The organism is Bradyrhizobium pachyrhizi (genome assembly GCF_029714545.1).
GTDB lineage: Bacteria > Pseudomonadota > Alphaproteobacteria > Rhizobiales > Xanthobacteraceae > Bradyrhizobium > Bradyrhizobium pachyrhizi.
The window spans coordinates 4,344,745-4,367,498 of record NZ_CP121667.1 but is presented as its reverse complement, the minus strand read 5'-3'; the positions used below and the strand labels follow the sequence as shown (position 1 = coordinate 4,367,498).

Sequence of the window (22,754 nt, the reverse complement as noted above, 5' to 3'; positions counted from 1 at the left end):
GGACCGTTGCGGCGGCTCCCGCATCATAAACCCAAGCTTAATGCACGCCCGCTACGGTTGAGGCCTCCCCTCTCTCGTCAAGAATGGCGCGCATCCCATGAAAATTGGTACTCTCCTGACGGCCGCGATCGTCTCATTGTCCGCGGTCGGCGGCGGACTGGCGGCCTATGTCGCGGTGACCAAGTACCAGACCATGGACAAGGTCTCGACCGCGCAGAACCGGCTCGAAATCGTCCGCGCCGTCGGCGACATCCCGCGCTACATGAACTCCGAGCGCGGCATGTCCACCAACCTCTTGTTCGGCACCGGCGCGATCGACCAGAAGCAGATCGCCGATCTCGACAAGCTGCGCAAGCTGACCGACAGCGCGCTCGCCAAGGTCAATCAGGTCCGCGCCACGCTGCCCGGCTCGCTCGACGACGGCGAAGCGGTTGCGAGCGCGATCGATGCGCTGAAGGCCAAGTTCGCCGCGCTCCGCGACGCGATCGAGAAGGCGATCGCAGGTCCGGTCGACGCCCGCCGTCCGGCCGCAACCAAGATCGTCGCTGACAACTCCGTCTTCAACGCCGGCGTCACCGTGCTGCTCGACGAGCAGGTGCGCCGCCTCGCCGGCCTTGACGGCAACGCCTACCGCCAGGCCAGCTATGCCAATGTCGCCTGGACGCTGCGCGACACCGGCGGCCTCAATGCCAGCCTGCACAAGGCGCTGGTCGGCGCCAAGCGTGTCGCGACCGAACAGGAAAAGCTGGAGCTGTTCCGCAGCACCGGCCGCACCGAGCAGATCCTCTCGACGCTGCAGGAGTTGCGCAACAATCCGGCGACATCAGCCAATGTCCTGACGGCGCTGGGCAAGATGCAGGCCGACTACGTCGAGCGTTTCGGCAAGGCGCTGAAGCTCGCCAAGGAAGGCGCGATCTCCGGCAAGTATGAGCAGGACGTCGAGACCTATTACGTTGAATCCCAGATCGGCCTCGCCTCCATCATCACCGTGCGCGACGCATTCTACGAGAATGCCGAGCAAGGCCTTGCGGGCGCCTATTCGTCGGCGCGCTTCAGCTTCGTGGTGGCGCTGATCGGACTGCTCGCGGTCGTTGCCGTCAGCGCCAGCCTGATCGTCATGATCCGCCGCCACATCCTCAACCCGATCGCGGCCCTCACCGGCCGGATGTCGCGTCTTGCCGCGGGTGAAGTTGCCGAGACGATTCCGGGCGCCGCGCGCAAGGACGAGATCGGCGCGATGGCCGCCGCCGTGCAGGTGTTCAAGGACAACAAGATCGAAGCCGATCGCCTCGCTGCCGAGAAGGAAGCCGAGAACGACGTCAAGATGCGCCGCGCCCGCGTGCTCGACGACCTGACCCGCGCCTTCGAAGCCAAGGTCACCGAGCTGGTCGGCGGGTTGTCCGCGGCATCCTCGGTGATGGAGGACACGGCGCAATCGATGTCGGCCACCGCCGCCGCCACCAACCGCCAGGCCGCAATCGTCGCCGCGGCGTCCGATCAGACCTCGACCAACGTGCAGACGGTGGCGAGCGCCACCGAGGAGCTGACCTCCTCGATTTCGGAGATCGCCCGCCAGGTCGCGACCTCGACCGAGATCGCCGCGCGCGCGGTCGACCATGCCCGGCGCACCGGCGACACCGCGCGCTCGCTGGCAGAGGGCGCGCAGAAGATCGGCGACGTCGTAACGCTGATCCAGAGCATCGCGGCACAGACCAATCTGCTCGCGCTCAACGCCACCATCGAGGCGGCCCGCGCCGGCGAGGCCGGCCGCGGCTTTGCCGTGGTCGCGTCTGAGGTGAAGTCGCTGGCCGGCCAGACCGCGAAGGCAACCACGGAGATCTCCGAACAGATCACCGCGATCCAGACCGCGAGCGACGAGACCGTGACGGCGATCCGCAGCGTCATCGACGTCATCACCGAGATCGACCAGATCGGCACCGCGATTGCCGCAGCGATCGAGGAACAGGGCTCGGCGACCAAGGAGATCTCGCGCAGCGTTCAGGAAGCCGCGCGCGGCACCCAGGAGGTCAATTCCAACATCTCCGGCGTGCAGCGCGCCGCCGACGACACCGGCGGCGCTGCGAATCAGGTGCTCGGCGCGGCCGAACAGCTCTCGACGCAGTCCAAGGACCTCGCCGGCCAGGTCAACCGCTTCCTGTCCGACGTGCGGGCGGCGTAATCGAGAGCACGCCGCGATCACAGGAGCGGAAAGGTTCTCCCCATCACTGCGAGCCAACAGGTCGCGCGAACGCGCGCCCGATGACAGGCTCCGCGAAGCAATCCATCGCACCGCAAGTGGCGGAATGGATTGCTTCGTCGCTTCAGCGCAAAATTGCTTCGCAATTTTGTCGCGAGCTCCTCGCAATGACGTTGAGGGCCTAGCCGCCGCGCAGGCCGAGTACGCGGCGTGCGATCGCCTGGCGATGCACCTCGCTCGGGCCTTCGTAGACCCGCATCAGGCGCGCCTTCTGCCACAGCGCGTTGAGCGGCAATTCCAGCGTCACGCCGAGCGCGCCGAGCGTCTGCATCGCGTGGTCGCAGGCGTCATAGGCCATCTCGGTCGCGAACACCTTGATCATCGAAGCCTCGTGGCGGATGTCCTCGCCGCGGTCGGTCTTGTCGGCGGCCTCGCGCACCATCAGCCGGCACGCATGCATGCGCGTGGAGATATCGGCGATCCACCACTGGATCGCCTGGCGCTCGGCGAGCTTGACGCCGAACGTCTCGCGCTGCCTGGCGTGCTCGCACATCATGTCGAGCGCACGCTTGGTGATGCCGACGCAGGTCGATCCCATCTCGAGTCGCCGCGTGCGCAGCCGCAGCTGCATCGGCGCGTAGCCCTTGCCGACCTCGCCGAGCACGGAGTCCTTCGGGATGCGGCAATCCTCGAACACGATCTCGTAGGTCGAGCCGCCGCCGACCATCGGGATCTCGCGCTCGATGATGAAGCCCGCCGTGCCCTTCTCGACGATGAAGGAGGTGATGCCGCCCTGGCGCTGATCGTTGCCGACCCGCGCCATCACGATGATAAAGTCGGCGGCGCGTGCATTGCTGATCCAGATCTTGCGGCCGTTGAGCACCCACTCTTCGCCTTCGAGCACCGCGCGCGTCTTCATGCCCGCGGGATCGCCGCCGGCGCCGGGTTCGGAGATTGCGATCGCCGAGGCCATCCGGCCTTCGATATAGGGCTGCAGATACTTCTTCTTCTGCGCGTCGGTACCGACCGCCTGCAGCATGCGCAGGTTCGGCGAGTCCGGCGGCAGCACGAACGGCACGCAACTCCGGCCGAGTTCTTCGTGCACCGCAGCCATCGTGCGCGTCGGCAGGTCGTGGCCACCGAGATCCTCGGGCGCATCGAGGCCCCAGAGGCCGAGCTCCTTCGAGACGTCGCGCAGCCGCTTGCGCTGTTCCGACGTGAGCTCGGGGTGATCGCTGCCGGGCAGCTTCGATTTCAGATAGTGCGGCTCGAGCGGGATCAGTTCGCGATCGACGAATCTCGCGACGGTTTCGCGGATCATGGCTGTCTGTTCATCGTCGCTCATCTGAGATTCCTCGCCTGCGCTGTTGTGCTTCAAAAAAACCAGTAGCGCATTTTTTATCGGCGGGAATAGCGGAAACGCGCAGCCGTGCTCACGCTCGCGCGATGGTTTCACGGCGCGGAATTCAATATCCCGCGGCATGGTCGGCGCGTGCGCAAATGCGCCGGACGCGCCGGCGCATCGAGCAACCGAGCGCGCCGCACGAGGTTGTTGCCCCTGAGCAAGCGATCGACGTCGCGCTAATCGGCAAAGCCGACATAGCGGACAAAATCGTTGTTGGCCTCGCGGTCGGAGCGCACCGCATTGGCGGCAAAGCTGTCGTCGGGATAGCCCATCGCGACGCAGGTCATGATCACCTCGTCTTCCGGGATGTCGGCGACCTCGCGCACGATGTCGGAGCGCATGATGCCCTGACCGTTGATCACGCTGCCAAGGCCGCGATCCCAGGCTGCGAGCACGATGCCGTAGCAGAGCGCGCCGAGATCGAAATGGCAGACCGCGCCCGGATCGAGGATCCGGTCGTAGGTCAGGACCAGCGACACCGGAGCATCGAACTGGCGGAAGCCGCGCAGCACCCAGTCCTGCCGCATCGACTTGTCGTCGCGGGCAATCCCCATCGCGCCGAACAGCTTCTTGGCGATGTCGACCTGGCGGCCGCGATGCACGCCCTGGTACTCGCCATGGCTGACGATGTCGCGCTTCACCTTGGCACCGGCGACCATCTCTTCCATGTTGCGGCGGCGCACTTCCTCCAGCGGCGCCCCGGTCAGGACGTGGACGTGCCAGGGCTGGGTGTTCATCGAGGACGGCGCGCGCTTGGCCACCTCGATGATCTCCTCGACCGTCGCCCGCAACACCGGCTGCTTCTTGAACCCGCGCACGCTTTTGCGTGACTGTACCAGCGTCTCGAATTCCATTCCGCGCTTCCCCGATTTTGTTCCGCGCTGCGCGCGGAATTTCCTTGATCTGACCAGGGTATTTTATCGACAAAATCGGCCATGGGAACTTGATCGGACCAGGAATCCCGTATCCAATCCGGCCACTGGTTTGGTTTAGGGAGAACCCAGATGAAGCGGATTTTCTTGGCGGCCGTGATCGCGACCTTTGCCGCCGGTTCGGCATTTGCACAGGACGCCTCCTGCGAGACGAAAGCGGTCGGCAAGGACGGCAAGCCGCTGGCCGGCGCGGCCAAGACCTCGTTCATGAAGAAGTGCACGACAGATGCCTGCGAGAGCAAGGCAGTCGGCTCCGACGGCAAGAAGCTCGCGGGCGCGGCCAAAACCTCGTTCATGAAGAAGTGCCAGAGCGGCGCCTGAGCCCCCGCATCGACGCCTTTTCACTCCCATCGGGACAGACTTCAATCGGAACAAACCATCGGGTCGCGCAGGGCGCGGCCCGAACGGCTATTGGCCGGTGGATCGCCCCTGACCGGCGGGCGCCCTCAGAACGAGACGCCGACCCGCACGCCCCTGCTCCAGACCCGCCGGCAACGCTTCCTGGTGTTGCCGTGAAACATTTCGAAACGTTCCGGCAACTGGATCGGCTTGGCAAATTCCAGGCAGGCCCCGCCGGCGGAATAGTCCACCAGCCGGCACTCGATCAGCGGCGCCTTCGGTTCAAGCTGGAGCTTGACCACGCTGGATACGCATCCGCTCGGACGAACACGCGCAAATCTCCGGGGATGCATTACCGTCGCCTCTGGTGAAATCGTACCCGCAGGCTCGTCGGCGGCCGTTAAGATTCCGTTCAGATCGGTGGTTACGAACCGTGGCTGCGGGACGGATCGGCCCGGGTGGCGCCCAGACGGCGCGCGGCGGCCAGCGTCTCCGACGGCGCTTCCCCGAACTGCGACCGATAGCTGCGCGAAAAATCGCTTAAGTGCCAAAATCCGTAGGCCAGCGCGCACGTCTTGACGCTGGGCGCACCGGCCAGCAGTTGCTGGCGCACCAGCCAGAGCCGGCGCAATCGCAAATAGCGATGCAGGCTGACGCCCCGGTAGCGCTGGATGGCGTCATGCAGCGTGCGCACCGACACGCCGATCTGCCTGGCGAGTTCGCCGCTGTAGATCGGGTGCGCCACGTCGCCTGCCAGAATTGCGCGCGCGTCGTTGAAGACCTTGAACTGGCGCGTCGTGTTGGCCCGCGTCGTCCACTTGGCCGGCACGATCTCGGCGAAGGCGTTGTCGATCGCGGCAAGCAGCGTCTCCTTGATCGACTCGCCGCTGGCGAACGGGGCATCATCGGTCGGCTGCGAGGTCACGAGCAGGATGTGCCTTACCACTTCACGCAGCCGATCCTGCGCGCGTTGAGAAATTTCGTGAATGCTGAAATGGAGACCCGCCTGCGGCCAGCCACGGCCGACAATCTCCGGCGTAAACATCACCGAGGCATATTGGCGGGGCGTCTCCTCCACCGACGAGTAGAACGCGCCGCCGCCACCGAGCACAATGACCGCGCGATCGCGCTCGACGCCGTTGAAGCGGATCGGGACCCCGTCATCCATCGTGAAGCCGACTGCGGCGGTGTGCGGCGCAAGCTGTGCGTCGACGATCCGCGGAAAGGACTGCGTGTAGTTGAGGTCGCATCCCGGCAAACTCAGGATGACCTGCTCGGCCGAAATCTTCCGCGCAAGTGGCGTGAAATCAACATCCAGATTTCGGATCGAACTCCGGAATGCATCAACATCGTCAAAACGAAAGACTCTCGGCACCGGTAATGGCGCCGTCAAATGACCGCTCCCGTGAAATGCTCTTGAAAAATTGTGCGCGACGCGGCGCCTTGCGCGCCGGCCTCATCAATAAATTCCATGCACAAAATGCGAATCGTCCAATAGGTTCAATCAGGAAAAATGCGGTCCGTTCGTCGAACCGGACAATCCGGCAATGTAACGCGGCTGCCGAATTTCGATAGTCTTTAGCGGGATATCCACCGCCGCGATCGGCCCTCCCCATCAATTTCTATACCCCTATTAAAGATTCGAGGAGCAAATTGGCATCGGGAATGATGACGTTCCTCGTCGCGGAGCATTTTAGGTACCGCAATGACAGTTATTGCCTCGCCCGATCTTATTGCCAAACTCGACCTTGTCTTGAAAGCCGGCTCACCCGACCTCCGCACGCGCATGCTGCAGGAGGTGGCCGGGCTGTTTCTCGAAGACGCTCACCGCCTCAGCGCGCACCACGTCGAGATGTTCGACGGCATCCTGGTCCGCCTGACCGAGAGCGTCGAACTGCGGACCCTGACCACGCTCAGCCGCTCGCTTGCCGATTTGCACCTGGTGCCGCGGGAACTCGCGCGCCGCCTGGCCAACCATGACGACGCCGATGTCGCCGCTCCGATCCTGCGCAAATGCGAATGCCTCCCCGATGCCGACCTGATCGACATCGCCTGGATGCGGGCCGAGGGACACCTCTGCGCGATCGCAGGACGCAAGGCCGTCAATGCGGAGCTCACGGACATTCTCTTGATGCGAGGCGACAGCAGCGTGCTTCGGGTCCTCGCGCGCAATCCCGGCGCTGATCTGACCAGCGCGGGCCTCGCCATGATGGTCGATGCCGCCGAGCGCGACGACGACGTCGCCGACGCGCTGATATCGCGCAGCGACCTGCCCCACCGCGTTCTCGTCGACCTCGTGATGCGATCCACGCCGCGCCAGCAGGCCCGGCTGCTCAAACGCGCACGCCCCGACATTCAGGACGCGATCCGCGCTGCGATCGATGCCAGCGCAGCCCGCGCCTCCGCAACCCCACCAGCCACAATCGACTATGCGGAGGCGCGGGCCACCGTGCTGGCCTTGAACAGAACCGGGCAGTTGAACGATTCCAGCGTCAACCGTTTCGCGATCAGGCGAGAGGTCCGCAACGTCGTCGCAGCGCTGGCGCAGCTCGCAACCGTTCCGATCGAGACGATCGCACCGCTGATGGAAGCCGCCGACATCAGCGGACTCGTGATCGCCTGCCGCGCATCCCGACTGAACTGGAACACAACGGCTGCCATCGTCAGCTGCCGGAAGGCCGGGCTGACGGTTGCACCTGATGAGCTACAGCGCGCGCGGGACATGTTTGGAGGACTGGCGCTCTCTAACGCGCAGCGCACGATCCGGTTCGGTTCGCTTAGCGAGCTGACCGCGAAACGCTCCCAGGCAATGTGAGTGATGCTATGACGTATGGTGACCGCAGGGCGGAACGCGTCAGGCTCGAGACGCGCTATCCCGTCAATCTCATGGGTGTCGACGGCACGTGGCGGCGGAGTTGCATCCTGCTCGACGTCTCGCAGAGCGGGGCCCGGCTCGAGGTCGACGGAACGCTCGATGTGCTGAAGGCCCAGGAGTTCTTCCTGGTGCTGTCCTCGCGTGGACTGGCCTTCCGCCGCTGCGAGCTGGTTCGCGTCGACGGTGCCGAGATCGGCGTGAGGTTCATCGAAGAGAGACGGCGAAAGGGACGCCCCGTCATTCCAAGGTGAGGATTGCCAGATGAGGATTGCCGCAACCGACCCGAAGGGAAGTTGACGACATGACTGTACAGAGAGCGACCAACATCACGGTATCAACCGTCTCCGCCGCACCATTGCGCGGGACCATCGAGATCGACTGCGCTGGCGCCGTCGCGACGTTTGCGATCGACGAGGAAATGGCGCATCGCCTATGCGCCGATCTGGAACGGTTTCTGACCCAGGTCCCGCGCCGGACCCGCGCAGCGCGGTGACCTTGAGCTGCCGACTGTCGCGCGCCTACTCCCGCTTGAAGCGATAGTCGAAGCGATCGCCATCCGCCTTGATCAGGCCGACCGTCGGGGCCGGAAAATGGATCGGTAGGATCAGCGTGTCGGTCTCGGCAACGGACGCAAAAAACTTCCGCCGCGATAGTGCCGACTGCTTCGGGTCCCAATCGGGCTTGGCCGACCATTCCGGTTCGCGGCACTGGATCGCATGGTGCATCAGGTCGCCCGCGACCACCGCGCGCTGCCCCTTCGAGAAGATGTTGACGCAGCAATGGCAGGGCGAATGGCCGGGGGTCGGCGTCAGCGTCACGGTGTCGTCGAGCGCGTAGTCGTCGTCGACCAGGAGCGCCTGCCCGGCCTCGACGATCGGCAGGCAATTGTCGCGGAACACCGTGCCGGGCGGATTGGCACCCTTGGCGTTCTCGGCCTCCCAGGCCGCGTACTCGCCCTTGTGGAAGACGTATTTCGCGTTCGGGAAGGTCGGCACCCAGCGCCCGTCTCGCAGCGTCGTATTCCAGCCGGTGTGGTCGATGTGCAGATGGGTGCAGAACACATAATCGATCTGCTCATAGGAGATGCCGAGCGCAAACAGCTCGTTGCGCCAGCGCTCCTTGCCCGGGAAGTCGAACGGCGGCGGGTGTCCCTTGTCCTCGCCGGTGCAGGTATCGACCAGGATGGTGTAGCGCGGCGTCCGCACCACGAAGGTCTGATAGGTGATCACCATCATGCCGCGCGCGGCGTCGAAGACCTCCGGCTCCATCGTCTTCAGGTGATGCTTGAACACATCGTCGTTGTAGGTCGGGAAGAAATCCTGCGGCCGCCGCCACGGTCCTTCGCGCTCGATCACCGCGTCGATCGTGATGTCGCCGATCCTGATCTGCTTCATGGTTGTTTCGCTCCCGGTTTTTTGTAAAGCGTAGCGGGCGGCACCTCGTCTCACAAGCCGAGCACCGTGCAGCACGCCATGCGGCCTTGCATTGCTGGCGGGAAACAGCCATGCCGCAATTCATCCGAAATCCTGCTCATGCTGCGGGAATGACCCATCGCGCGATTCCGATCGTCCTCATGATGCTCACGACATTGCCGACAGCGGCGGCAGCCGCGCCCGACACCGTTTTCTTTCCGAGCGCCGACGGCAAGACCGAGATCGTCGGCTACCTGTTCAGGCCGCAAACCCCGGGTCCGCACCCCGCGATCTTGCTGCTGCACGGCCGCGGCGGGCCCTATTCGATCAACGTCAACAGGGACTGCACGCTGGTGTCGCGGACCAATCCGTCGGCGGCCTGCAATGCCGCCAGCCTGTCCAAGCGCCACGCGATGTGGGGACAGTATTGGGCCGGCCACGGCTATTTCGCGCTGCTGCCGGACAGTTTTGGGCCGCGCGGCAAGGCGCACGGCTTCGGCCGCTTCACGCATGACGATCCTGATCGCACCGACGTCAATGAAAAGACCATGCGGCCGCTCGACGCCGAGGGCGCGCTGAGCTGGCTGCGCAGCCAGAAGGAGATCAACGGCAATCGCATCTTCCTGCAGGGATGGTCGAACGGCGGCAGCACCGCGCTGAACGTGATGCAGCGGCAGGGCGCCGCGACGTCGGGCTATCGCGCCGCGCTCGTGTTCTATCCGGGCTGCGGGCCGGCCGCGCTGCTGGCGCAGACGCTCAGGTCGGCAGCACCGATCACGATGTTACTGGGCACGGACGACGAGGAAGTATCGCCCGACCGCTGCCGGGACGTCGCCGGTCGCTCCGTTGCTGCCGGCAGCAAGATCGACGTCGTGGTCTATCCGGGTCCCATCCACGATTTCGACGATCCCGGCCGCCGCCGCCAGTCGAATCCCGCCAACAGCGCGGCGCTCCACGACGCGATGGTGCGGGCGATTGCCGCAATCGACGGCTTGAAGGATTAGGCCGCCGCAAATCGACCAGAAAGCACCCCTACCCGGACCGGCGATCCAGCAAGGAACCGAGTCGCTTGGGCAGGAAACTGAAATACGCGGCAGCGACGATCGTTGCCGTCGCCGCCGCAATCTACCTCAACAACACCAGCCTTCTCGCAACGCATGCCGGCGGCAAGCCGGTGCTGCTCGCCCATCGCGGCATGGCGCAGCGTTTCGATGAGCGCGACCTCAAAAACGACACCTGCACCGCGGCGCGCATGCTGCCGCCGACCCATGACTATCTCGAGAACACAATCCGCTCGATGCGGGCGAGCTTCGATCGCGGCGCCGATATCGTCGAACTCGACGTCCATCCGACGACCGACGGCGAGTTCGCAGTGTTTCACGACTGGACCGTCGATTGCCGCACCGACGGCCAGGGCGTCACCCGCGAGCAGCCGATGGCGCGGCTCAAGATGCTCGATATCGGCTATGGCTACACGGCCGATGGCGGCAAGACCTTCCCGTTCCGCGGCAAGGGCATCGGCCTGATGCCGTCGCTGGACGAGGTGCTCAAGACCTTTCCGGGTCGCCGGCTCCTGATCAACGTCAAGAGCCGCGATCCCGCCGAGGGCGAGAAGCTCGCAACGATCTTGAACCGGCTCGCCGCCGAACGGCGCAAGCTGATCATGGTTTATGGCGGCGACGAGCCGATCGAGACGATCCGGCGGCTTACGCCGGAGACCCGCACCATTTCCCGCGCGGCGCTCAAGAGCTGCCTCATCCGCTATATCGGCTATGGCTGGACCGGCATTGTGCCTGATGCCTGCCGCAACGCCATCGTGCTGGTGCCGATCAACTACGCACCCTGGCTATGGGGATGGCCGGACCGCTTCCTCAACCGAATGGCAGCGGCCAACAGCGCGGTCTTCGTGCTCGGCCCCTATCAGGGCGGCGAATTCTCGACCGGCATCGACGATGCCGACCTGTTCCGGCGCCTGCCCGAAAGCTATTCCGGCGGGATCTGGACCAACGAGATCGAGACCATCGCCCGCCTCGCCGGGCGTTAAATCCAGCCTCCTCCTGTCATCTGTCCGTCATAGAAATTGTGCGACTGAAGCGGCTCGTCGCATTGAGGACAACGCCATGAACGCACCGAGCCTGACCCGCCCCAAGATTGCCGAAACCGTCATCGAGCCGACGGTCAAGCTGCGCGAGGTCAAGGTCGGACGTTGCTGCGAGATTCTCGGCGACACCGCGATCGAATACACCGAGCTTGGCGACTACTCCTATCTCGGCAGCGGCTGTATCGTCGCAGACGCCGTGATCGGCCGCTTCTGCGCGATCGCGGCGCAGGTCCGGATCGGCGCGCCCAATCATCCGCTCGAGCGCCCCTCCCAGCATCGCTTCACCTACTGCCCCGAATATTACACGACCACGGCCGAGCGCGATCATGACTTCTTCAGGAACCGACGCGCGGATCGCGTCGTGATCGGAAACGACGTCTGGATCGGCCACGGCGTGATCGTGCTGCCCGGCGTCACCGTCGGAGACGGCGCGGTGCTGGCGGCCGGCGCGGTGGTCTCGCGCGATGTCGCGCCCTACACCATCGTCGGCGGCGTACCGGCCCGGCCGATCAAGGAGCGGTTCAACCGCAAGATCGCCGCCGAGCTGTCGCAGATCGCCTGGTGGAACTGGCCGGCTGAGACCATCTGGGAGCGCCTGCCCGAATTCCAGTCCGGCGATGTCGAGGCGTTTTGCGCGCGGTGGCGGGCTTGAGCACAGGACTAATCCGGATTTCGCTTCGGTCCATCCGGGCTACGGGATAGAGCCGTTTGACTTCGTAGCCCGGATGGAGCGAAGCGAAATCCGGGGTAAGCTAGCCGCATGGTACAATATCGGCGTAACTTCATACCCGGCGGCACGTTCTTCTTCACGGTCACATTGGAAGATCGGACTTCGTCGCTACTGGTCGAGCAAGTCGGGCTGTTGCGCGATGCCTTTCGCGCAACGCGCGCCAAGAAGCCATTCACGCTGGATGCCATCGTGATCCTGCTAGATCACCTGCATACGGTCATGACGCTACCACCCGGCGACAGCGACTTCCCGGATCGCTGGCGGCAGATCAAGAGTCACTTCACGCGCGCGGTTGTTGCCACCGGCGTGCCGCTCTCGGTAAACCACCGCGGCGAGTACCCGCTTTGGCAGAGACGGTTTTGGGAACACACCATCCGTAATGAACGCGATCTCGAACGTTGCATCGACTACGTCCACTACAATCCGACCAAACATCGCCTCGTTTCCTCGCCTGTCGACTGGCAACACACGTCTCTTCACCGATATGTCCGGGGTGGGATATTGCCGGCTGATTGGGGCGGTAGCCAGGCTATGGACAACGACGACTTCGGCGAGCGGAAGGACTGACCCGGATTTCGCTTCGCTTCATCCGGGCTACGAAGTGGGCGGGGGTAATCGCGAACGCTAGCTCCGCAGTCCCGGCGCTTCCTGGCCGGTACGCGCGACATACTCAGTGTAGCCGCCGCCATATTGGTGGATGCCGTCAGGGGTCAGCTCGAGCACGCGGTTGGAGAGCGCGGCGAGGAAGTGCCGGTCGTGCGAGACGAACAGCATCGTGCCCTCGAACTCGCAGAGCGCATTGATCAGCATCTCCTTGGTGGCGAGATCGAGATGGTTGGTCGGTTCGTCCAGCACGAGGAAATTCGGCGGATCGAACAACATCTTCGCCATCACCAGCCGCGCCTTCTCGCCGCCCGAGAGCACCCGGCACTTCTTCTCGACGTCGTCGCCGGAGAAGCCGAAACAGCCGGCGAGCGCGCGAAGGCTGCCCTGCCCGGCCTGCGGAAACGCGTCCTCCAGCGACTGGAACACGGTGCGCTCCCCGTCGAGCAGGTCCATCGCATGCTGGGCGAAATAGCCCATCTTGACGCTGCCGCCGATCGCGACCGCGCCGTCATCGGGCTCGGTTGAACCGGCGATCAGTTTCAGGAGCGTCGACTTGCCCGCGCCGTTGATGCCCATCACGCACCAGCGCTCCTTGCGGCGGATCATGAAGTCGAGGCCGTCATAGATGCGCTTGCTGCCATAGGCCTTGTGGACGTTCTTCAGGCTGACGACATCCTCGCCCGAGCGCGGCGCCGGCTGGAATTCGAACGCCACGGTCTGCCGCCGCCGAGGCGGCTCGACCCGCTCGATCTTGTCGAGCTTCTTCACCCGGCTCTGCACCTGGGCTGCGTGCGAGGCGCGCGCCTTGAAGCGCTCGATGAACTTGATCTCCTTGGCGAGCATCGCCTGCTGCCGCTCGAACTGCGCCTGCTGCTGCTTGTCGGAGAGCGCGCGTTGCTGTTCGTAGAACTCGTAATTGCCGGAATAGGTGGTGAGCTGGCCGGCGTCGATCTCGACCACCTTGTTGATGATCCGGTTGATGAACTCGCGGTCATGCGAAGTCATCAGCAGCGCGCCCTCATAACCCTTCAGGAACTGCTCGAGCCAGATCAGGCTTTCGAGATCGAGATGGTTGCTCGGCTCGTCGAGCAGCATGACGTCCGGACGCATCAAGAGGATGCGCGCCAGCGCCACCCGCATCTTCCAGCCGCCGGAAAGTTTGCCGACGTCGCCTTCCATCATCTCCTGGCTGAAGCCGAGACCGGCCAGCGCCTCGCGCGCGCGGCCGTCAAGCGCATAGCCGTCGAGCTCCTCGAATTGATGCTGCACCTCGCCATACCGCGCGATGATGTCATCCATCTCGTCGGCCTTGTCGGGGTCGGCCATCGCCGCCTCGAGTTCCCTGAGCTCGGCCGCGACCACGCTGACGGGCCCTGCCCCATCCATCACCTCGGCGACCGCGCTGCGGCCGGACATCTCGCCGACATCCTGGCTGAAATAGCCGATCGAAATGCCGCGATCGAGCGAGACCTGGCCCTCGTCCGGGATTTCCCGGCCCGAGATCATCCGGAACAGTGTGGTCTTGCCGGCGCCGTTCGGCCCGACGAGGCCGATCTTCTCGCCCTTCTGGAGCGCCGCGGAGGCTTCGATGAAGAGGATCTGGTGGCCGACTTGCTTGGAGACGTTATCGAGGCGGATCATGCTCTAATACTGGGGAACTGAGGATTTGCGGCCTCTTATTCGATCTGGGACGCGGGTGGAAGCCCATTCCGCAGGTTCGTGCCGCGTTTCGTGCATGCCACGATCATTGCCAATCGAATATGACATGAAGCGGTTCGATGATCGGTTTTGGGGCATCTTATGCAAGTCTGGTTTCTCTATCTCCTCGCGCTTGGCGCCGGCATCTGCGTCGCGGTTCAGCAGGTCCTGAACGGCAATCTCAGGTCTGCCCTCAACTCGCCGGCCTGGGCCGGGCTCGTCAGCTATCTCGGCGGACTCGTGACGATGGCGGTCGTGCTGGTCGCGACGCGCGAGCCGGTGCCGTCCTGGAAGCTGGTGACGGCAGTGCCGTGGTGGGCCTGGAGCGGCGGTGTCCTCGGCGGCATCTTCATCCTGTTGATGATCCTGCTGCTGCCGCCACTCGGCGCCGCGACCCTGCTGGCACTGGTGGTTGCGGGTCAAATGCTCGCGGGCATCGCGATGGACCATTTTGGCCTGTTCGGGCTGGCGCAGCACCCCGTGTCGGTTTCACGGCTGGCCGGCATCGCACTGATCATCGGCGGCGTGCTTCTGATCAAGGATTGACGGGCTCTCGTTACGCCCGGCGCATCAGCCGCAGTTCGGCCGACAGGCGAAGGCTGCGCTTGCCGGCCAGCGCGATTCCTTCGAGCTCGGCACCATCCGCACGGCACGAACCGGCGAAGCCGATGCCGACTTCATAACCGCCGAACACCGGGTACTCGCCCTTCGCCGAGGTATGCTCCTGGTTGACGATCTCGCCTCGCCAGCGGCCATCCGCGGACGAATACGAACCGAGATAGTAGAAGAACGCATCGCCGCCGAGGATGCGGCCGTCCATCAGCAGCATGACCCCGGTAAGCCCGGCGTCGACACCGTCGAGCGCGCGGAGATGGATGGAGTACAGTCCGTTGACAATGCCGCCGGGACCAACCGCCCCGCGTGGCGGCAAGGCCTCGTCGTCGAGCGGCGCCAAATTCGCCCAGAACACGCCGTCCGGCATGGCGTCGGCCTTGCCCTCGAGCAGGATGGTGGAACCCTCGCTCCTGCCGCGCACCTTGATGACGGTGACGTCGGCGCCCATCAGCGGCTTGAAGTTCGGATCGTCATTGTGGCGCTCGGTGATCACCTCGGCGGCGATCTCGCCTTCCGTCACCTGATAGGTGCCGAGATGGGCAAAGGCCGAATTGCCGCCCAGCATCCTGCCGTCATGCATGCACATGATGCTGCGGCCGAATGCGCCGTTGATGCCGTACTCGACCTTGTAAAGTCCGTTGAGCACGCAAAAATCCAAAAAATAAAATTGATTCTGTTCGCCACATAGCACCGAGCCGAACGTCGCACCATTGCGTCTTTTGGCGCAGGCAGGCCCGCAATGTCCGGGTGTGGACAGCAGCCGATTCGTCGCTTAGCTGTAGGCGCCGCCCGTGTCGTGCTGCGTCATGCGGGATCCGGTCTGCCGGTTCTCTACTCTCCCAGTTCATTGTGTCCAAGCATTTGCGCATTCCGCCAATGGTCGCGCGGCCGCACCCGGCCTCGACACAGGCGAGGCTTCGAGGAGCATCACATGATCAATCGCTTTGGCCTGGCCGCCGCGCTGGCGCTGCTGCTCGGCAGTGGCGGTGCTGCCCTGGCGCAGTCGCTGCCCGACTATATGGGGCCGATCTCCGGCAAGACCTCATCAACGCCGGCCGACGTCGCGACCAAGGATGTGCTCGCTCTCAACACCGGCATGTTCGAGCTCTATGGCGATGCGGCGCGGATCTTCCAGAAGAACATCCTCGACAAACACCCCGTGATCCTCGGCCTGTTCTCCGGCGCCGGCGGCCGCCTGATCCTGTACCGGCCGGGCAAGCCGCCGACCGAAGCGCCGCAGGTGCCGATCGTCTATCAGCTGCTCAAATCGGTCGGCCACAGCACGATGGCGCTGGCCGAGGTGGTCGGCCCCTATGTCAACAATCCCGACGACAAGGCGTGGCGCGGGTCGATGCAGGCCTATCGCAGCCGGATGCAGTCGGCGCTCGACGGGCTCGATGCTACGCCGATGCAGGCGGACTGGCGCGACAACAACCGCGCCATCCTCAAGAACAACATCGCCTTCATGGATGAATGCCTCACCGCCGGCGCGATCCCCTTCGCGACGCTCGAGGCGTTCGGCAAGAAGCAGGCGCCGCTGCTCGCCAGGAACGTCGCCTGGGCTGCGCAGACCCAGGTCGCGCACTGGATGACAGTCATGGCCGACTGGAAATCCCAGCTCGGCGCCGACTGGGACAAGACCTACGGCGCGAGCAACACGATCTATGTGGCGCGGCAGAACAACGTGATCTTCAGCGTGCTGGCCCAGTTCTTCGGGCCTGACGCCATCAACAGCCGCCTGATGCTGATCGAGACGATCTCCTTCACCACGACGCCGTCGGACATGCTGGAGTCGCTGACCCGGATCATCGCCGACCGCTCGGTCGGCGCGCTGTTTTTCGGCAGCTATCACCTGATGGACTATGAGCTGATGGGGGGCGATGCGCGCGAGGCGATCATCGCCGAGACCAAGAAGCGCGGCATGACGGCCTTCCTGCCGCCGCTGGTGCCGTTCGGCTCCAAGCAGTGGCCGACGCTGATCACGCCGGGTCCGGGACCGGCCACCATCGCCGACCTGAAGTGAGACCACGCCTACGACCTATTGCGGCGTTGCGGTTGTGCTCGCTTTGCCGCAATACTTTCACGTGCATTGCACCAATTGTTAAACCCCGGCGCGATATGCCGTCGTCGAGGTGTCGATGAAAGATCAGACCATGCGGCCTTCGCGACGCGAATTCGTGAAGTGGTTGTCGGCAGGCGGCATCTCGGTCAGCCTGTCGCATCTGGCGCTGGCGAAGGAACCGGCTTTCGCGACCCGCGAGACGCTGCCCGGTCACGGCCATTTCAATCCGGCGGAAAAGGGCGCCGGCCGTGTCGACGGCGTGGCCAAGGTCACCGGCGCAAAACTCTACGCGTCCGACTTTCGCGCCGCCGACATGCCGGGCTGGCCCGCGACCACCGCGCACGCCATCCTGGTCCGCGCCGATGACGCGACGCATGTCTATGCCGGCATGGACCTCGCCCGTCTCGATGATCAGGCAAAGCCGTCGGTTATCGTGACCGCTGCCGATCTCGACCGGATCGGCACGCGGGTCCCGGAATTCTACACCGGCGACCTGTTCTGCCCGGTCGGCAAGACGCCGCTCTATCTCGGACAGCCGGTCGCGCTGTTGATCTTCGAGCAGTTCGACGCCTTCGACCGCGCGCGCCTCGCGTTGCGCGACGGCGGCTTCGTCAAATTCGGCGACGAGACCGGGCCGGTCATCCTGCCGAACTACGGCGCGTATCGCTTCACGCGCGTGGCGGGCGCCACGCCTGACGCGCCCGACGTCTATTCGCCGATCCAGGCCGGCTGGGTTTCGCCGAGCCGCATTCAGAACGCGGCGCTGCCGGTCTGGCTGCCGCTCGCCAAGGAGACCAAGGCCGACTACGCCAAGGCCGCGACCCATGGCGAAGCGATCCGCGCCCAGCTCGCCAAGGACGATCCGACACAGCTCGTGCTCGACCGCGAGTTCGAGACCCAGTCGGTCGATCCGATGTTCCTCGAGCCGGAGAGCGGTCTCGCCTGGTACAGCGACAACAACGGCAATCTCGAACTCGTGCTCGGCGTGCAGTCGCCCTATGAGGCGACCGAGTCGATCGCCTTCATGCTCGGCAAGGCCCGCCCGCCGTTCCGGCCCTCGCACATCAACGCGCAGTTCGCCCATGTCGGCGGCGGCTTCGGCGGCCGCGACCATACGCCATTCGTGCTTTACGTGGCGCTGGCGGCGATGTTCCTCCCGGGCCGGCCGGTGCGGCTGGCGCAGGACCGCTACCAGCAATTCCAGGGCGGCATCAAACGCCACCCGATCAAGATGCGCTCGCGGATCGGCATCGATCGCGCCAGCGGCAAGATCACTGCGTTCGCCGCCGACCATGTGCTCGACGGCGGCGGGCTCGCCAACTTCTCGGCCAATGTCGCGGTCGTTGCCGCGACCGCTGCGATCGGCATCTACGACATCCCGAAAGTCGACGTCACCACCGTGGCGTTGCATTCGCGCGGCGTCACCGCAGGGTCGATGCGCGGCTACGGCACGCTGCAGACCATGACCGCGCTGGAAGTCCTGATCGACGAGGCCGCCAGCGAGCTCAAGGTCGATCCGATCGCGTTCCGGCGCAACAATGCGCTGAAGCAGAACGGCCGGACCATGACTGGCAATCCCTACATCGTATCGGTGCGCACATCAGATATCCTCGACAAGCTCGAGAAGCATCCGATCTGGCGGCAGCGCGCTGACTTCAAGCAGAAGGCGCTGGAGGGACGCCTGGTCGGCACCGGCGTCGCCTGCGTCACCAAGGATTACGGCTCGGGCGCGGATTGCTCGCTCGGCCGGGTCGAGATCGATCCCGAGGGACGGATCGCGATCCACTGCGACCATGTCGAAATGGGCAATGGCGTCGGCACCGCACTCGCCAACCGGGTCGCGAGCCATCTCGGCGCCGTCGCCGGCGAGGTCGCGGTCTCTCGGGTCGACAGCTATGACGCGCTCGGCCTGGTCACCTCGGGCGATCCCTACACGATGGATCAGAAGACCCAGGATCTTGCCGAGAAGAACACGCGCTGGGTGCCCGCGATCAGCTCGGCGACCAGCGCGTCGATCGGCGCCCATGTCGGCACGCACTCGTCGGCCGAGGCGGCCCGCGTCATCTTCCGCTTCGGCCTGTGGCCGGCGGCGCTCGAGCTCTGGCACATCGCCAAGGCCGATCCCCGCGCCCGCCAATGGGACCAGGCGCACTGGAAGGATGGCCAGCTGGCGCTCGACGATCTCGCGCCGCTACCCTTGCCGAAGCTTGCCGCGACCGCGCATGCGCGCGGCTTCGTCACCGGCGCCATCGCGCACAGCTTCTCGCGCTGGGCCTGGTCGCGCGCGCGCTTCCCCCTGTTCGGCGAACAGTACCGCGCCGAGATCGACGCGCTCGCTGTTCGTCGTGGCCGGAGCCAATTCGAGCGGATCGACCGAACAAGCGTGAAATTCCCGCCGACCGACAACAACCGGATCGGCACCGCCTACACCTCGATGTGCGGCACGCTGGTCCGCGTCGAGATCGAGCGCACGACCGGCAGCTTGCGCATTGCCAAGGCCTACAGCGTGTTCGAATGCGGCCAGGCGCTGGTGCCCGAAGTGGTGCTCGGCCAGTCGCATGGCGGGTTCGCCATGGGCGTCGGCTACGCGCTGCTGGAAACTTTGCCGCCGTTCGAAGGCGGGCCCGGCAACGGGCAGTGGAATCTCGGCCAGTACCTGATCGCGCGCGGCTCCGATCTGCCGCTGCACGATCTTGAGATCGAGATGCTGCCGCCACTGACGCCGGACGAGCCGCCGAAGGGCATGGCCGAGGTGGTGATGATCCCGATCGTGCCGGCGCTGCTCAACGCGATCAACGATGCGACCGGCCACCGCTTCCGCTCTCTGCCGGTGACAACAAGCCTGCTCAAGGGAGCGCTGGCGTGACGACGCTCAACCTCACCATCAACGGCCAGAAGCACGGCCCGATCGAGGTCCGCGACGACCTCTCGATGAACGATTTCCTTCGGGAAATGCTCGGGATGACCGGGACCAAGTTCGGCTGCGGCGCCGCGCAATGCCTGAGCTGTGCCGTCATCATCGATAATCCCGACGGCACCAGCTACACCACCCCGACCTGCGTGGTACCGGCCGCGAATTTCGACGGCAAGGCGATCCGCACCGTCGAGGGCCACGCCAGGGACGGCGAGCTCTCGGCGTTGCAGCGCGCCTTCATCGACCACTTCGCGTTCCAGTGCGGCTATTGCACGGCCGGCTTCCTCAACGAGGGCCAGGTGCTGCTCGAACGGCTGGCAAAGACGCCGGTGGCACGGGACCAGCTCGAGAGCGTCATTGCGGATGCGCTCGACGGCCATCTGTGCCGCTGCACCGGCTACATCAAGTATCACCAGGCTGTGCGCGACGTGATCCTCGCCGATTCCAAACGCTATCTGACCGCCAGCAAGTAAGCGTGCAAGCAATGCCATCGGAAATGCGGTTTCGGATCGTTGCAGTGCTGACGGCGCTCGCGACCAGCCTGTGCGCAGGCTACGCGGCGTCGGAAAGCGCGAGCCACGCCCTCGCCTCGCCGGAAAGCTTTGCCGGCATCGAGAACGTCGAGCAGCGCTCGGCGGCGATCTTCACCGAGCTCGGCAAGGTATTGACGCATCCGCGCTGCACCAACTGCCATCCCGCCGGCGACAGCCCGCGGCAGGGCGATGTCAGCCGCATGCATCAGCCACCGGTGACGCGCGGTGCCGACGGCCACGGCAAGGACGCCATGCGCTGCTCGATCTGTCACCAGCACGCCAATTTCGATCCCGGTCGGGTGCCGGGCCACCCGGAATGGCACCTTGCGCCGCGCGAGATGGCATGGGCCGGCAAGACCGTCGGCGAGATCTGCGCACAAATCCGCGACCCCGCGCGGAATGGCGGCCGCAAGGTCGAGGAGCTGATCGAGCATACCGGCAAGGACACGCTGGTGGGCTGGGCCTGGCATCCCGGCTTCGGCCGCGCACCGGCACCGGGCACGCAGGCGCAGGCCGGCGCGCTGGTCGAGGCCTGGGTGAAGACCGGCGCGGCCTGCCCAGCGCCTTAGTCGCGCAACGTCCGAACTAGTGGCGCTTGAAATACTGCACGTCGCGCTCGTGCTTCTCCGCCGCCGCGCGCGACTTGAAGGTGCCGAGATTGCGGCGCTTGCCGGTCTTCGGATTGACCTTGCGGGAATACAGCCGGTACTCGCCGGAACTTAGTTTGCGGATCATCGCAACGCCTCGCCAATGCCTTTCGCATGTCAACGACATGCCGCGGCGAGCGTTCCAGTGCTTAGAAGCACAGATTGGTCACGGCGTTGCCGCGCTTGTCCTTGATGACATAGGGACAGCGGGCCCGCTCCAGCGCCTTCTTGGCATCCTCATCGCCGAGCGCCGCCGCCCGCTCGTAATAGGCTTTTGCGGCATCGCTATCCTTCGGCCCGCCGCGACCGGCCTGCGCAAAGGCGCCCATCCGCTCCAGCGCGCCCGGATGGTTCTGCGCGGCGGCCTTCTCGAACAGCGCCCGCGCGCCGGCATCGTCCTGCGCGCCGCCCTTGCCTTCGGCCAGCATCATGCCGAGCTGGTACTGCGCTTCGGCATTGGTCTCGGCGGACCTGGCAAGCAATTCGCGCGCGCGTGCCGGATCAGCCGCCGCCCCGCCGCCGAGCGCCGCAAGGTTGCTGACGCCGCGCGCGTTGCCGGCCTGCGCCGCGCGCTCGAACAACTTGCGGGCCTGCGCCTCGTCCTTGGCAACGCCGGTGCCGTTGCCGTAGAGCACGCCGAGCTCGACCATCGCCGACGTCGAGCCCTTGTCGGCCGCCTTGCGCCAGGCGCTTGCGGCTTCCGCGGTCTGCCGGTTGGCGGCATAGGCCCGGCCGAGCTCGTACATCGCCCGGCGCGACGATCTCGCCGCCACCGCGCAGTACTTGATCGCGGTCGCGATGTCGGCCGACGCGACATCGGGCACGCCCTTCACGTCGGCCGGCTTGTCGGGATCGGTGGGATCGGCGGCGAGCCGGTCGCACAGCACGAGGTCGGCCGATTGCGCGTGGGCAAGCACGGGCGCGGCCAGCGCCGCAGCAAAGACAATCGCTTGAAGTGGTTTGAACATGACAAGCAGGTTGCGTCGCGGTGCGGGCGAATTCAAGGCTCGAGCCCGGTCTCGCGCAGCACCGGCGCAACATCAGCCGACGACAGATAGCGCAGCAGATGATCGGCGGCCGCTGCGCGCTGCGACGCTGCCATGCGGCCGGCGGAGAACACTGCCGGGACCTGCAAATCCAGCGGAATCGGCCCGACGACCTCGATGCCGTCGATCTGCTTCAACTCGCTGATCTGCTGGATTGCAAGATCGGCGTCGCCGCTGACGAGCTTCTCCGCGGTGAAGCCGCTCGGAACGATCACCGCCCGCGCGTTGATCGCCTCCACAATGCCGAGACGCTCGATCAGCTGCGCGAACAGGATGCCGCTGGCGCCGAGCCGCGAATAGGCCACCGCCCGCGCACCGAGCAGCGCCGCACGCAGCGCGGCTTCAGTCGCGATGTCGGGATGCGCGGCCCCCGCCTTCACCGCGACGCCGACATAGGAGCGCGCAAGATCCACTGCGCTCTCCCGCGCAACGCGGCCCTCGCCGATCATTTCATCGAGGCCCTCGCGGGTCAGGATCACGAGGTCGGCGCCCTCGCCGCCGCGCAGGCGTTCGAGCAATGCCAGCGTCGGGGCGAAATCGGCGTCGATCCGGACACTGCTTGCCACCTGATAGGCCTCGGCAAGCCGCGCGACCGCGCCCTTCAGCGCCAGCGTCGAAAGAACGCGAACCGAATTGCCCATA

Annotated in this window: 24 protein-coding genes; 14 read left to right on the top strand and 10 right to left on the bottom strand. The window is 65.3% G+C overall.

The genetic code is table 11. The annotated features are described in order from the left end of the window. Positions 1-97: 97 nt before the first annotated feature. Positions 98-2,179: a methyl-accepting chemotaxis protein gene (locus tag QA639_RS20090; RefSeq protein ID WP_283090514.1), complete on the top strand. Its 2,082-nt coding sequence runs from the start codon at positions 98-100 to the stop codon at positions 2,177-2,179. Positions 2,180-2,378: 199 nt separating this feature from the next. Here QA639_RS20090 and QA639_RS20085 read toward each other — a convergent pair whose 3' ends face one another. Together QA639_RS20085 and QA639_RS20080 are read right to left on the bottom strand one after the other, a co-directional pair. Then, entirely contained in the window at positions 2,379-3,542 is a 1,164-nt protein-coding gene (locus QA639_RS20085) for an acyl-CoA dehydrogenase family protein (protein ID WP_157346523.1), read from the bottom strand. A gap of 236 nt (positions 3,543-3,778) precedes the next feature. Further along, positions 3,779-4,456, bottom strand: a complete 678-nt coding sequence (locus QA639_RS20080) for a nitroreductase (RefSeq protein WP_283090513.1) — start codon at positions 4,454-4,456, stop codon at positions 3,779-3,781. Positions 4,457-4,606: 150 nt separating this feature from the next. On the opposite strand from QA639_RS20080, the gene QA639_RS20075 reads away from it, so the two are divergent. After that, complete coding sequence (locus tag QA639_RS20075) at positions 4,607-4,855, top strand: hypothetical protein (RefSeq protein ID WP_028332303.1); 249 nt, start codon at positions 4,607-4,609, stop codon at positions 4,853-4,855. 125 nt (positions 4,856-4,980) lie between these two features. Here QA639_RS20075 and QA639_RS20070 read toward each other — a convergent pair whose 3' ends face one another. Both QA639_RS20070 and QA639_RS20065 read right to left on the bottom strand, forming a co-directional pair. Next, complete coding sequence (locus tag QA639_RS20070) at positions 4,981-5,226, bottom strand: PilZ domain-containing protein (protein ID WP_026192700.1); 246 nt, start codon at positions 5,224-5,226, stop codon at positions 4,981-4,983. Positions 5,227-5,297: 71 nt separating this feature from the next. Continuing rightward, complete coding sequence (locus QA639_RS20065) at positions 5,298-6,266, bottom strand: AraC family transcriptional regulator (protein WP_157346519.1); 969 nt, start codon at positions 6,264-6,266, stop codon at positions 5,298-5,300. A 393-nt stretch (positions 6,267-6,659) separates the two neighbouring features. On the opposite strand from QA639_RS20065, the gene QA639_RS20060 reads away from it, so the two are divergent. The 3 genes from QA639_RS20060 to QA639_RS20050 are packed head-to-tail and all read left to right on the top strand — an operon-like array spanning position 6,660 to position 8,241. Further along, on the top strand, positions 6,660-7,688 hold the full coding sequence (locus QA639_RS20060; protein ID WP_283090512.1) for a DUF2336 domain-containing protein: 1,029 nt from the start codon (positions 6,660-6,662) through the stop codon (positions 7,686-7,688). An 8-nt stretch (positions 7,689-7,696) separates the two neighbouring features. Beyond that, on the top strand, positions 7,697-7,999 hold the full coding sequence (locus QA639_RS20055; protein WP_028332307.1) for a PilZ domain-containing protein: 303 nt from the start codon (positions 7,697-7,699) through the stop codon (positions 7,997-7,999). Between the two features lie 50 nt (positions 8,000-8,049). After that, on the top strand, positions 8,050-8,241 hold the full coding sequence (locus QA639_RS20050) for a hypothetical protein (protein WP_157346517.1): 192 nt from the start codon (positions 8,050-8,052) through the stop codon (positions 8,239-8,241). 25 nt (positions 8,242-8,266) lie between these two features. Here the strand turns inward: QA639_RS20050 and QA639_RS20045 are convergent, their stop codons facing one another. Then, complete coding sequence (locus QA639_RS20045; protein WP_092086331.1) at positions 8,267-9,142, bottom strand: MBL fold metallo-hydrolase; 876 nt, start codon at positions 9,140-9,142, stop codon at positions 8,267-8,269. Positions 9,143-9,252: 110 nt separating this feature from the next. Here QA639_RS20045 and QA639_RS20040 point away from each other — a divergent pair, with 110 nt between their 5' ends. From QA639_RS20040 to QA639_RS20025, 4 genes are all read left to right on the top strand, one after another. Further along, positions 9,253-10,164: a dienelactone hydrolase family protein gene (locus QA639_RS20040; RefSeq protein ID WP_283090511.1), complete on the top strand. Its 912-nt coding sequence runs from the start codon at positions 9,253-9,255 to the stop codon at positions 10,162-10,164. Positions 10,165-10,229: 65 nt separating this feature from the next. Beyond that, entirely contained in the window at positions 10,230-11,204 is a 975-nt protein-coding gene (locus tag QA639_RS20035) for a glycerophosphodiester phosphodiesterase family protein (protein WP_157346515.1), read from the top strand. A 76-nt stretch (positions 11,205-11,280) separates the two neighbouring features. Beyond that, entirely contained in the window at positions 11,281-11,913 is a 633-nt protein-coding gene (locus QA639_RS20030; protein WP_283090510.1) for a DapH/DapD/GlmU-related protein, read from the top strand. A gap of 108 nt (positions 11,914-12,021) precedes the next feature. Further along, positions 12,022-12,558 (top strand): REP-associated tyrosine transposase, encoded by a 537-nt coding sequence (locus QA639_RS20025; protein ID WP_283090509.1) that lies wholly within the window; start codon positions 12,022-12,024, stop codon positions 12,556-12,558. A gap of 57 nt (positions 12,559-12,615) precedes the next feature. Here QA639_RS20025 and QA639_RS20020 read toward each other — a convergent pair whose 3' ends face one another. Then, complete coding sequence (locus QA639_RS20020; protein WP_283090508.1) at positions 12,616-14,238, bottom strand: ABC-F family ATP-binding cassette domain-containing protein; 1,623 nt, start codon at positions 14,236-14,238, stop codon at positions 12,616-12,618. Positions 14,239-14,397: 159 nt separating this feature from the next. Between QA639_RS20020 and QA639_RS20015 the strand changes: the two genes are divergently transcribed. Continuing rightward, positions 14,398-14,841: a DMT family transporter gene (locus QA639_RS20015; RefSeq protein WP_016843015.1), complete on the top strand. Its 444-nt coding sequence runs from the start codon at positions 14,398-14,400 to the stop codon at positions 14,839-14,841. A gap of 10 nt (positions 14,842-14,851) precedes the next feature. Here the strand turns inward: QA639_RS20015 and QA639_RS20010 are convergent, their stop codons facing one another. Continuing rightward, positions 14,852-15,556, bottom strand: a complete 705-nt coding sequence (locus tag QA639_RS20010) for a hypothetical protein (RefSeq protein ID WP_028332315.1) — start codon at positions 15,554-15,556, stop codon at positions 14,852-14,854. Between the two features lie 285 nt (positions 15,557-15,841). Here QA639_RS20010 and QA639_RS20005 point away from each other — a divergent pair, with 285 nt between their 5' ends. From QA639_RS20005 to QA639_RS19990, 4 genes are all read left to right on the top strand, one after another. After that, on the top strand, positions 15,842-16,933 hold the full coding sequence (locus tag QA639_RS20005; RefSeq protein WP_028332316.1) for a hypothetical protein: 1,092 nt from the start codon (positions 15,842-15,844) through the stop codon (positions 16,931-16,933). 130 nt (positions 16,934-17,063) lie between these two features. Next, on the top strand, positions 17,064-19,838 hold the full coding sequence (locus tag QA639_RS20000) for a xanthine dehydrogenase family protein molybdopterin-binding subunit (RefSeq protein WP_283090604.1): 2,775 nt from the start codon (positions 17,064-17,066) through the stop codon (positions 19,836-19,838). Next, positions 19,835-20,359, top strand: a complete 525-nt coding sequence (locus tag QA639_RS19995) for a (2Fe-2S)-binding protein (RefSeq protein WP_028332318.1) — start codon at positions 19,835-19,837, stop codon at positions 20,357-20,359. The genes QA639_RS20000 and QA639_RS19995 overlap by 4 nt, the downstream gene beginning before the upstream one ends. Positions 20,360-20,370: 11 nt before the next feature. After that, the gene (locus QA639_RS19990) at positions 20,371-20,988 is read left to right on the top strand and encodes an Isoquinoline 1-oxidoreductase subunit (RefSeq protein ID WP_346283737.1); all 618 of its coding nucleotides are present in this window, start codon (positions 20,371-20,373) and stop codon (positions 20,986-20,988) included. A 16-nt stretch (positions 20,989-21,004) separates the two neighbouring features. Here QA639_RS19990 and QA639_RS19985 read toward each other — a convergent pair whose 3' ends face one another. The 3 genes from QA639_RS19985 to QA639_RS19975 form a co-directional block, all read right to left on the bottom strand. After that, entirely contained in the window at positions 21,005-21,154 is a 150-nt protein-coding gene (locus tag QA639_RS19985) for a hypothetical protein (protein ID WP_092086355.1), read from the bottom strand. A gap of 61 nt (positions 21,155-21,215) precedes the next feature. Continuing rightward, the gene (locus tag QA639_RS19980) at positions 21,216-22,034 is read right to left on the bottom strand and encodes a tetratricopeptide repeat protein (RefSeq protein WP_283090506.1); all 819 of its coding nucleotides are present in this window, start codon (positions 22,032-22,034) and stop codon (positions 21,216-21,218) included. Between the two features lie 32 nt (positions 22,035-22,066). After that, entirely contained in the window at positions 22,067-22,753 is a 687-nt protein-coding gene (locus tag QA639_RS19975) for a substrate-binding domain-containing protein (protein ID WP_157346504.1), read from the bottom strand. Between the last annotated feature and the right edge of the window lies 1 nt (position 22,754).

Bases quoted from the DNA above. Each gene is read 5' to 3' on its own strand.
- QA639_RS20080 (WP_283090513.1), bottom strand. From the start codon at position 4,456: ATGGAATTCGAGACGCTGGTACAGTCACGCAAAAGCGTGCGCGGGTTC.
- QA639_RS20060 (WP_283090512.1), top strand. From the start codon at position 6,660: ATGCTGCAGGAGGTGGCCGGGCTGTTTCTCGAAGACGCTCACCGCCTC.
- QA639_RS20015 (WP_016843015.1), top strand. From the start codon at position 14,398: ATGCAAGTCTGGTTTCTCTATCTCCTCGCGCTTGGCGCCGGCATCTGC.
- QA639_RS20020 (WP_283090508.1), bottom strand. From the start codon at position 14,238: ATGATCCGCCTCGATAACGTCTCCAAGCAAGTCGGCCACCAGATCCTC.
- QA639_RS19990 (WP_346283737.1), top strand. From the start codon at position 20,371: ATGCCATCGGAAATGCGGTTTCGGATCGTTGCAGTGCTGACGGCGCTC.
- QA639_RS19980 (WP_283090506.1), bottom strand. From the start codon at position 22,034: ATGTTCAAACCACTTCAAGCGATTGTCTTTGCTGCGGCGCTGGCCGCG.
- QA639_RS20030 (WP_283090510.1), top strand. From the start codon at position 11,281: ATGAACGCACCGAGCCTGACCCGCCCCAAGATTGCCGAAACCGTCATC.
- QA639_RS19975 (WP_157346504.1), bottom strand. From the start codon at position 22,753: ATGGGCAATTCGGTTCGCGTTCTTTCGACGCTGGCGCTGAAGGGCGCG.
- QA639_RS20045 (WP_092086331.1), bottom strand. From the start codon at position 9,142: ATGAAGCAGATCAGGATCGGCGACATCACGATCGACGCGGTGATCGAG.
- QA639_RS20025 (WP_283090509.1), top strand. From the start codon at position 12,022: ATGGTACAATATCGGCGTAACTTCATACCCGGCGGCACGTTCTTCTTC.
- QA639_RS20040 (WP_283090511.1), top strand. From the start codon at position 9,253: ATGCCGCAATTCATCCGAAATCCTGCTCATGCTGCGGGAATGACCCAT.
- QA639_RS20000 (WP_283090604.1), top strand. From the start codon at position 17,064: ATGCGGCCTTCGCGACGCGAATTCGTGAAGTGGTTGTCGGCAGGCGGC.
- QA639_RS20075 (WP_028332303.1), top strand. From the start codon at position 4,607: ATGAAGCGGATTTTCTTGGCGGCCGTGATCGCGACCTTTGCCGCCGGT.
- QA639_RS20050 (WP_157346517.1), top strand. From the start codon at position 8,050: ATGACTGTACAGAGAGCGACCAACATCACGGTATCAACCGTCTCCGCC.
- QA639_RS20070 (WP_026192700.1), bottom strand. From the start codon at position 5,226: ATGCATCCCCGGAGATTTGCGCGTGTTCGTCCGAGCGGATGCGTATCC.
- QA639_RS20085 (WP_157346523.1), bottom strand. From the start codon at position 3,542: ATGAGCGACGATGAACAGACAGCCATGATCCGCGAAACCGTCGCGAGA.
- QA639_RS20090 (WP_283090514.1), top strand. From the start codon at position 98: ATGAAAATTGGTACTCTCCTGACGGCCGCGATCGTCTCATTGTCCGCG.
- QA639_RS20005 (WP_028332316.1), top strand. From the start codon at position 15,842: ATGATCAATCGCTTTGGCCTGGCCGCCGCGCTGGCGCTGCTGCTCGGC.
- QA639_RS19985 (WP_092086355.1), bottom strand. From the start codon at position 21,154: ATGATCCGCAAACTAAGTTCCGGCGAGTACCGGCTGTATTCCCGCAAG.
- QA639_RS20055 (WP_028332307.1), top strand. From the start codon at position 7,697: ATGACGTATGGTGACCGCAGGGCGGAACGCGTCAGGCTCGAGACGCGC.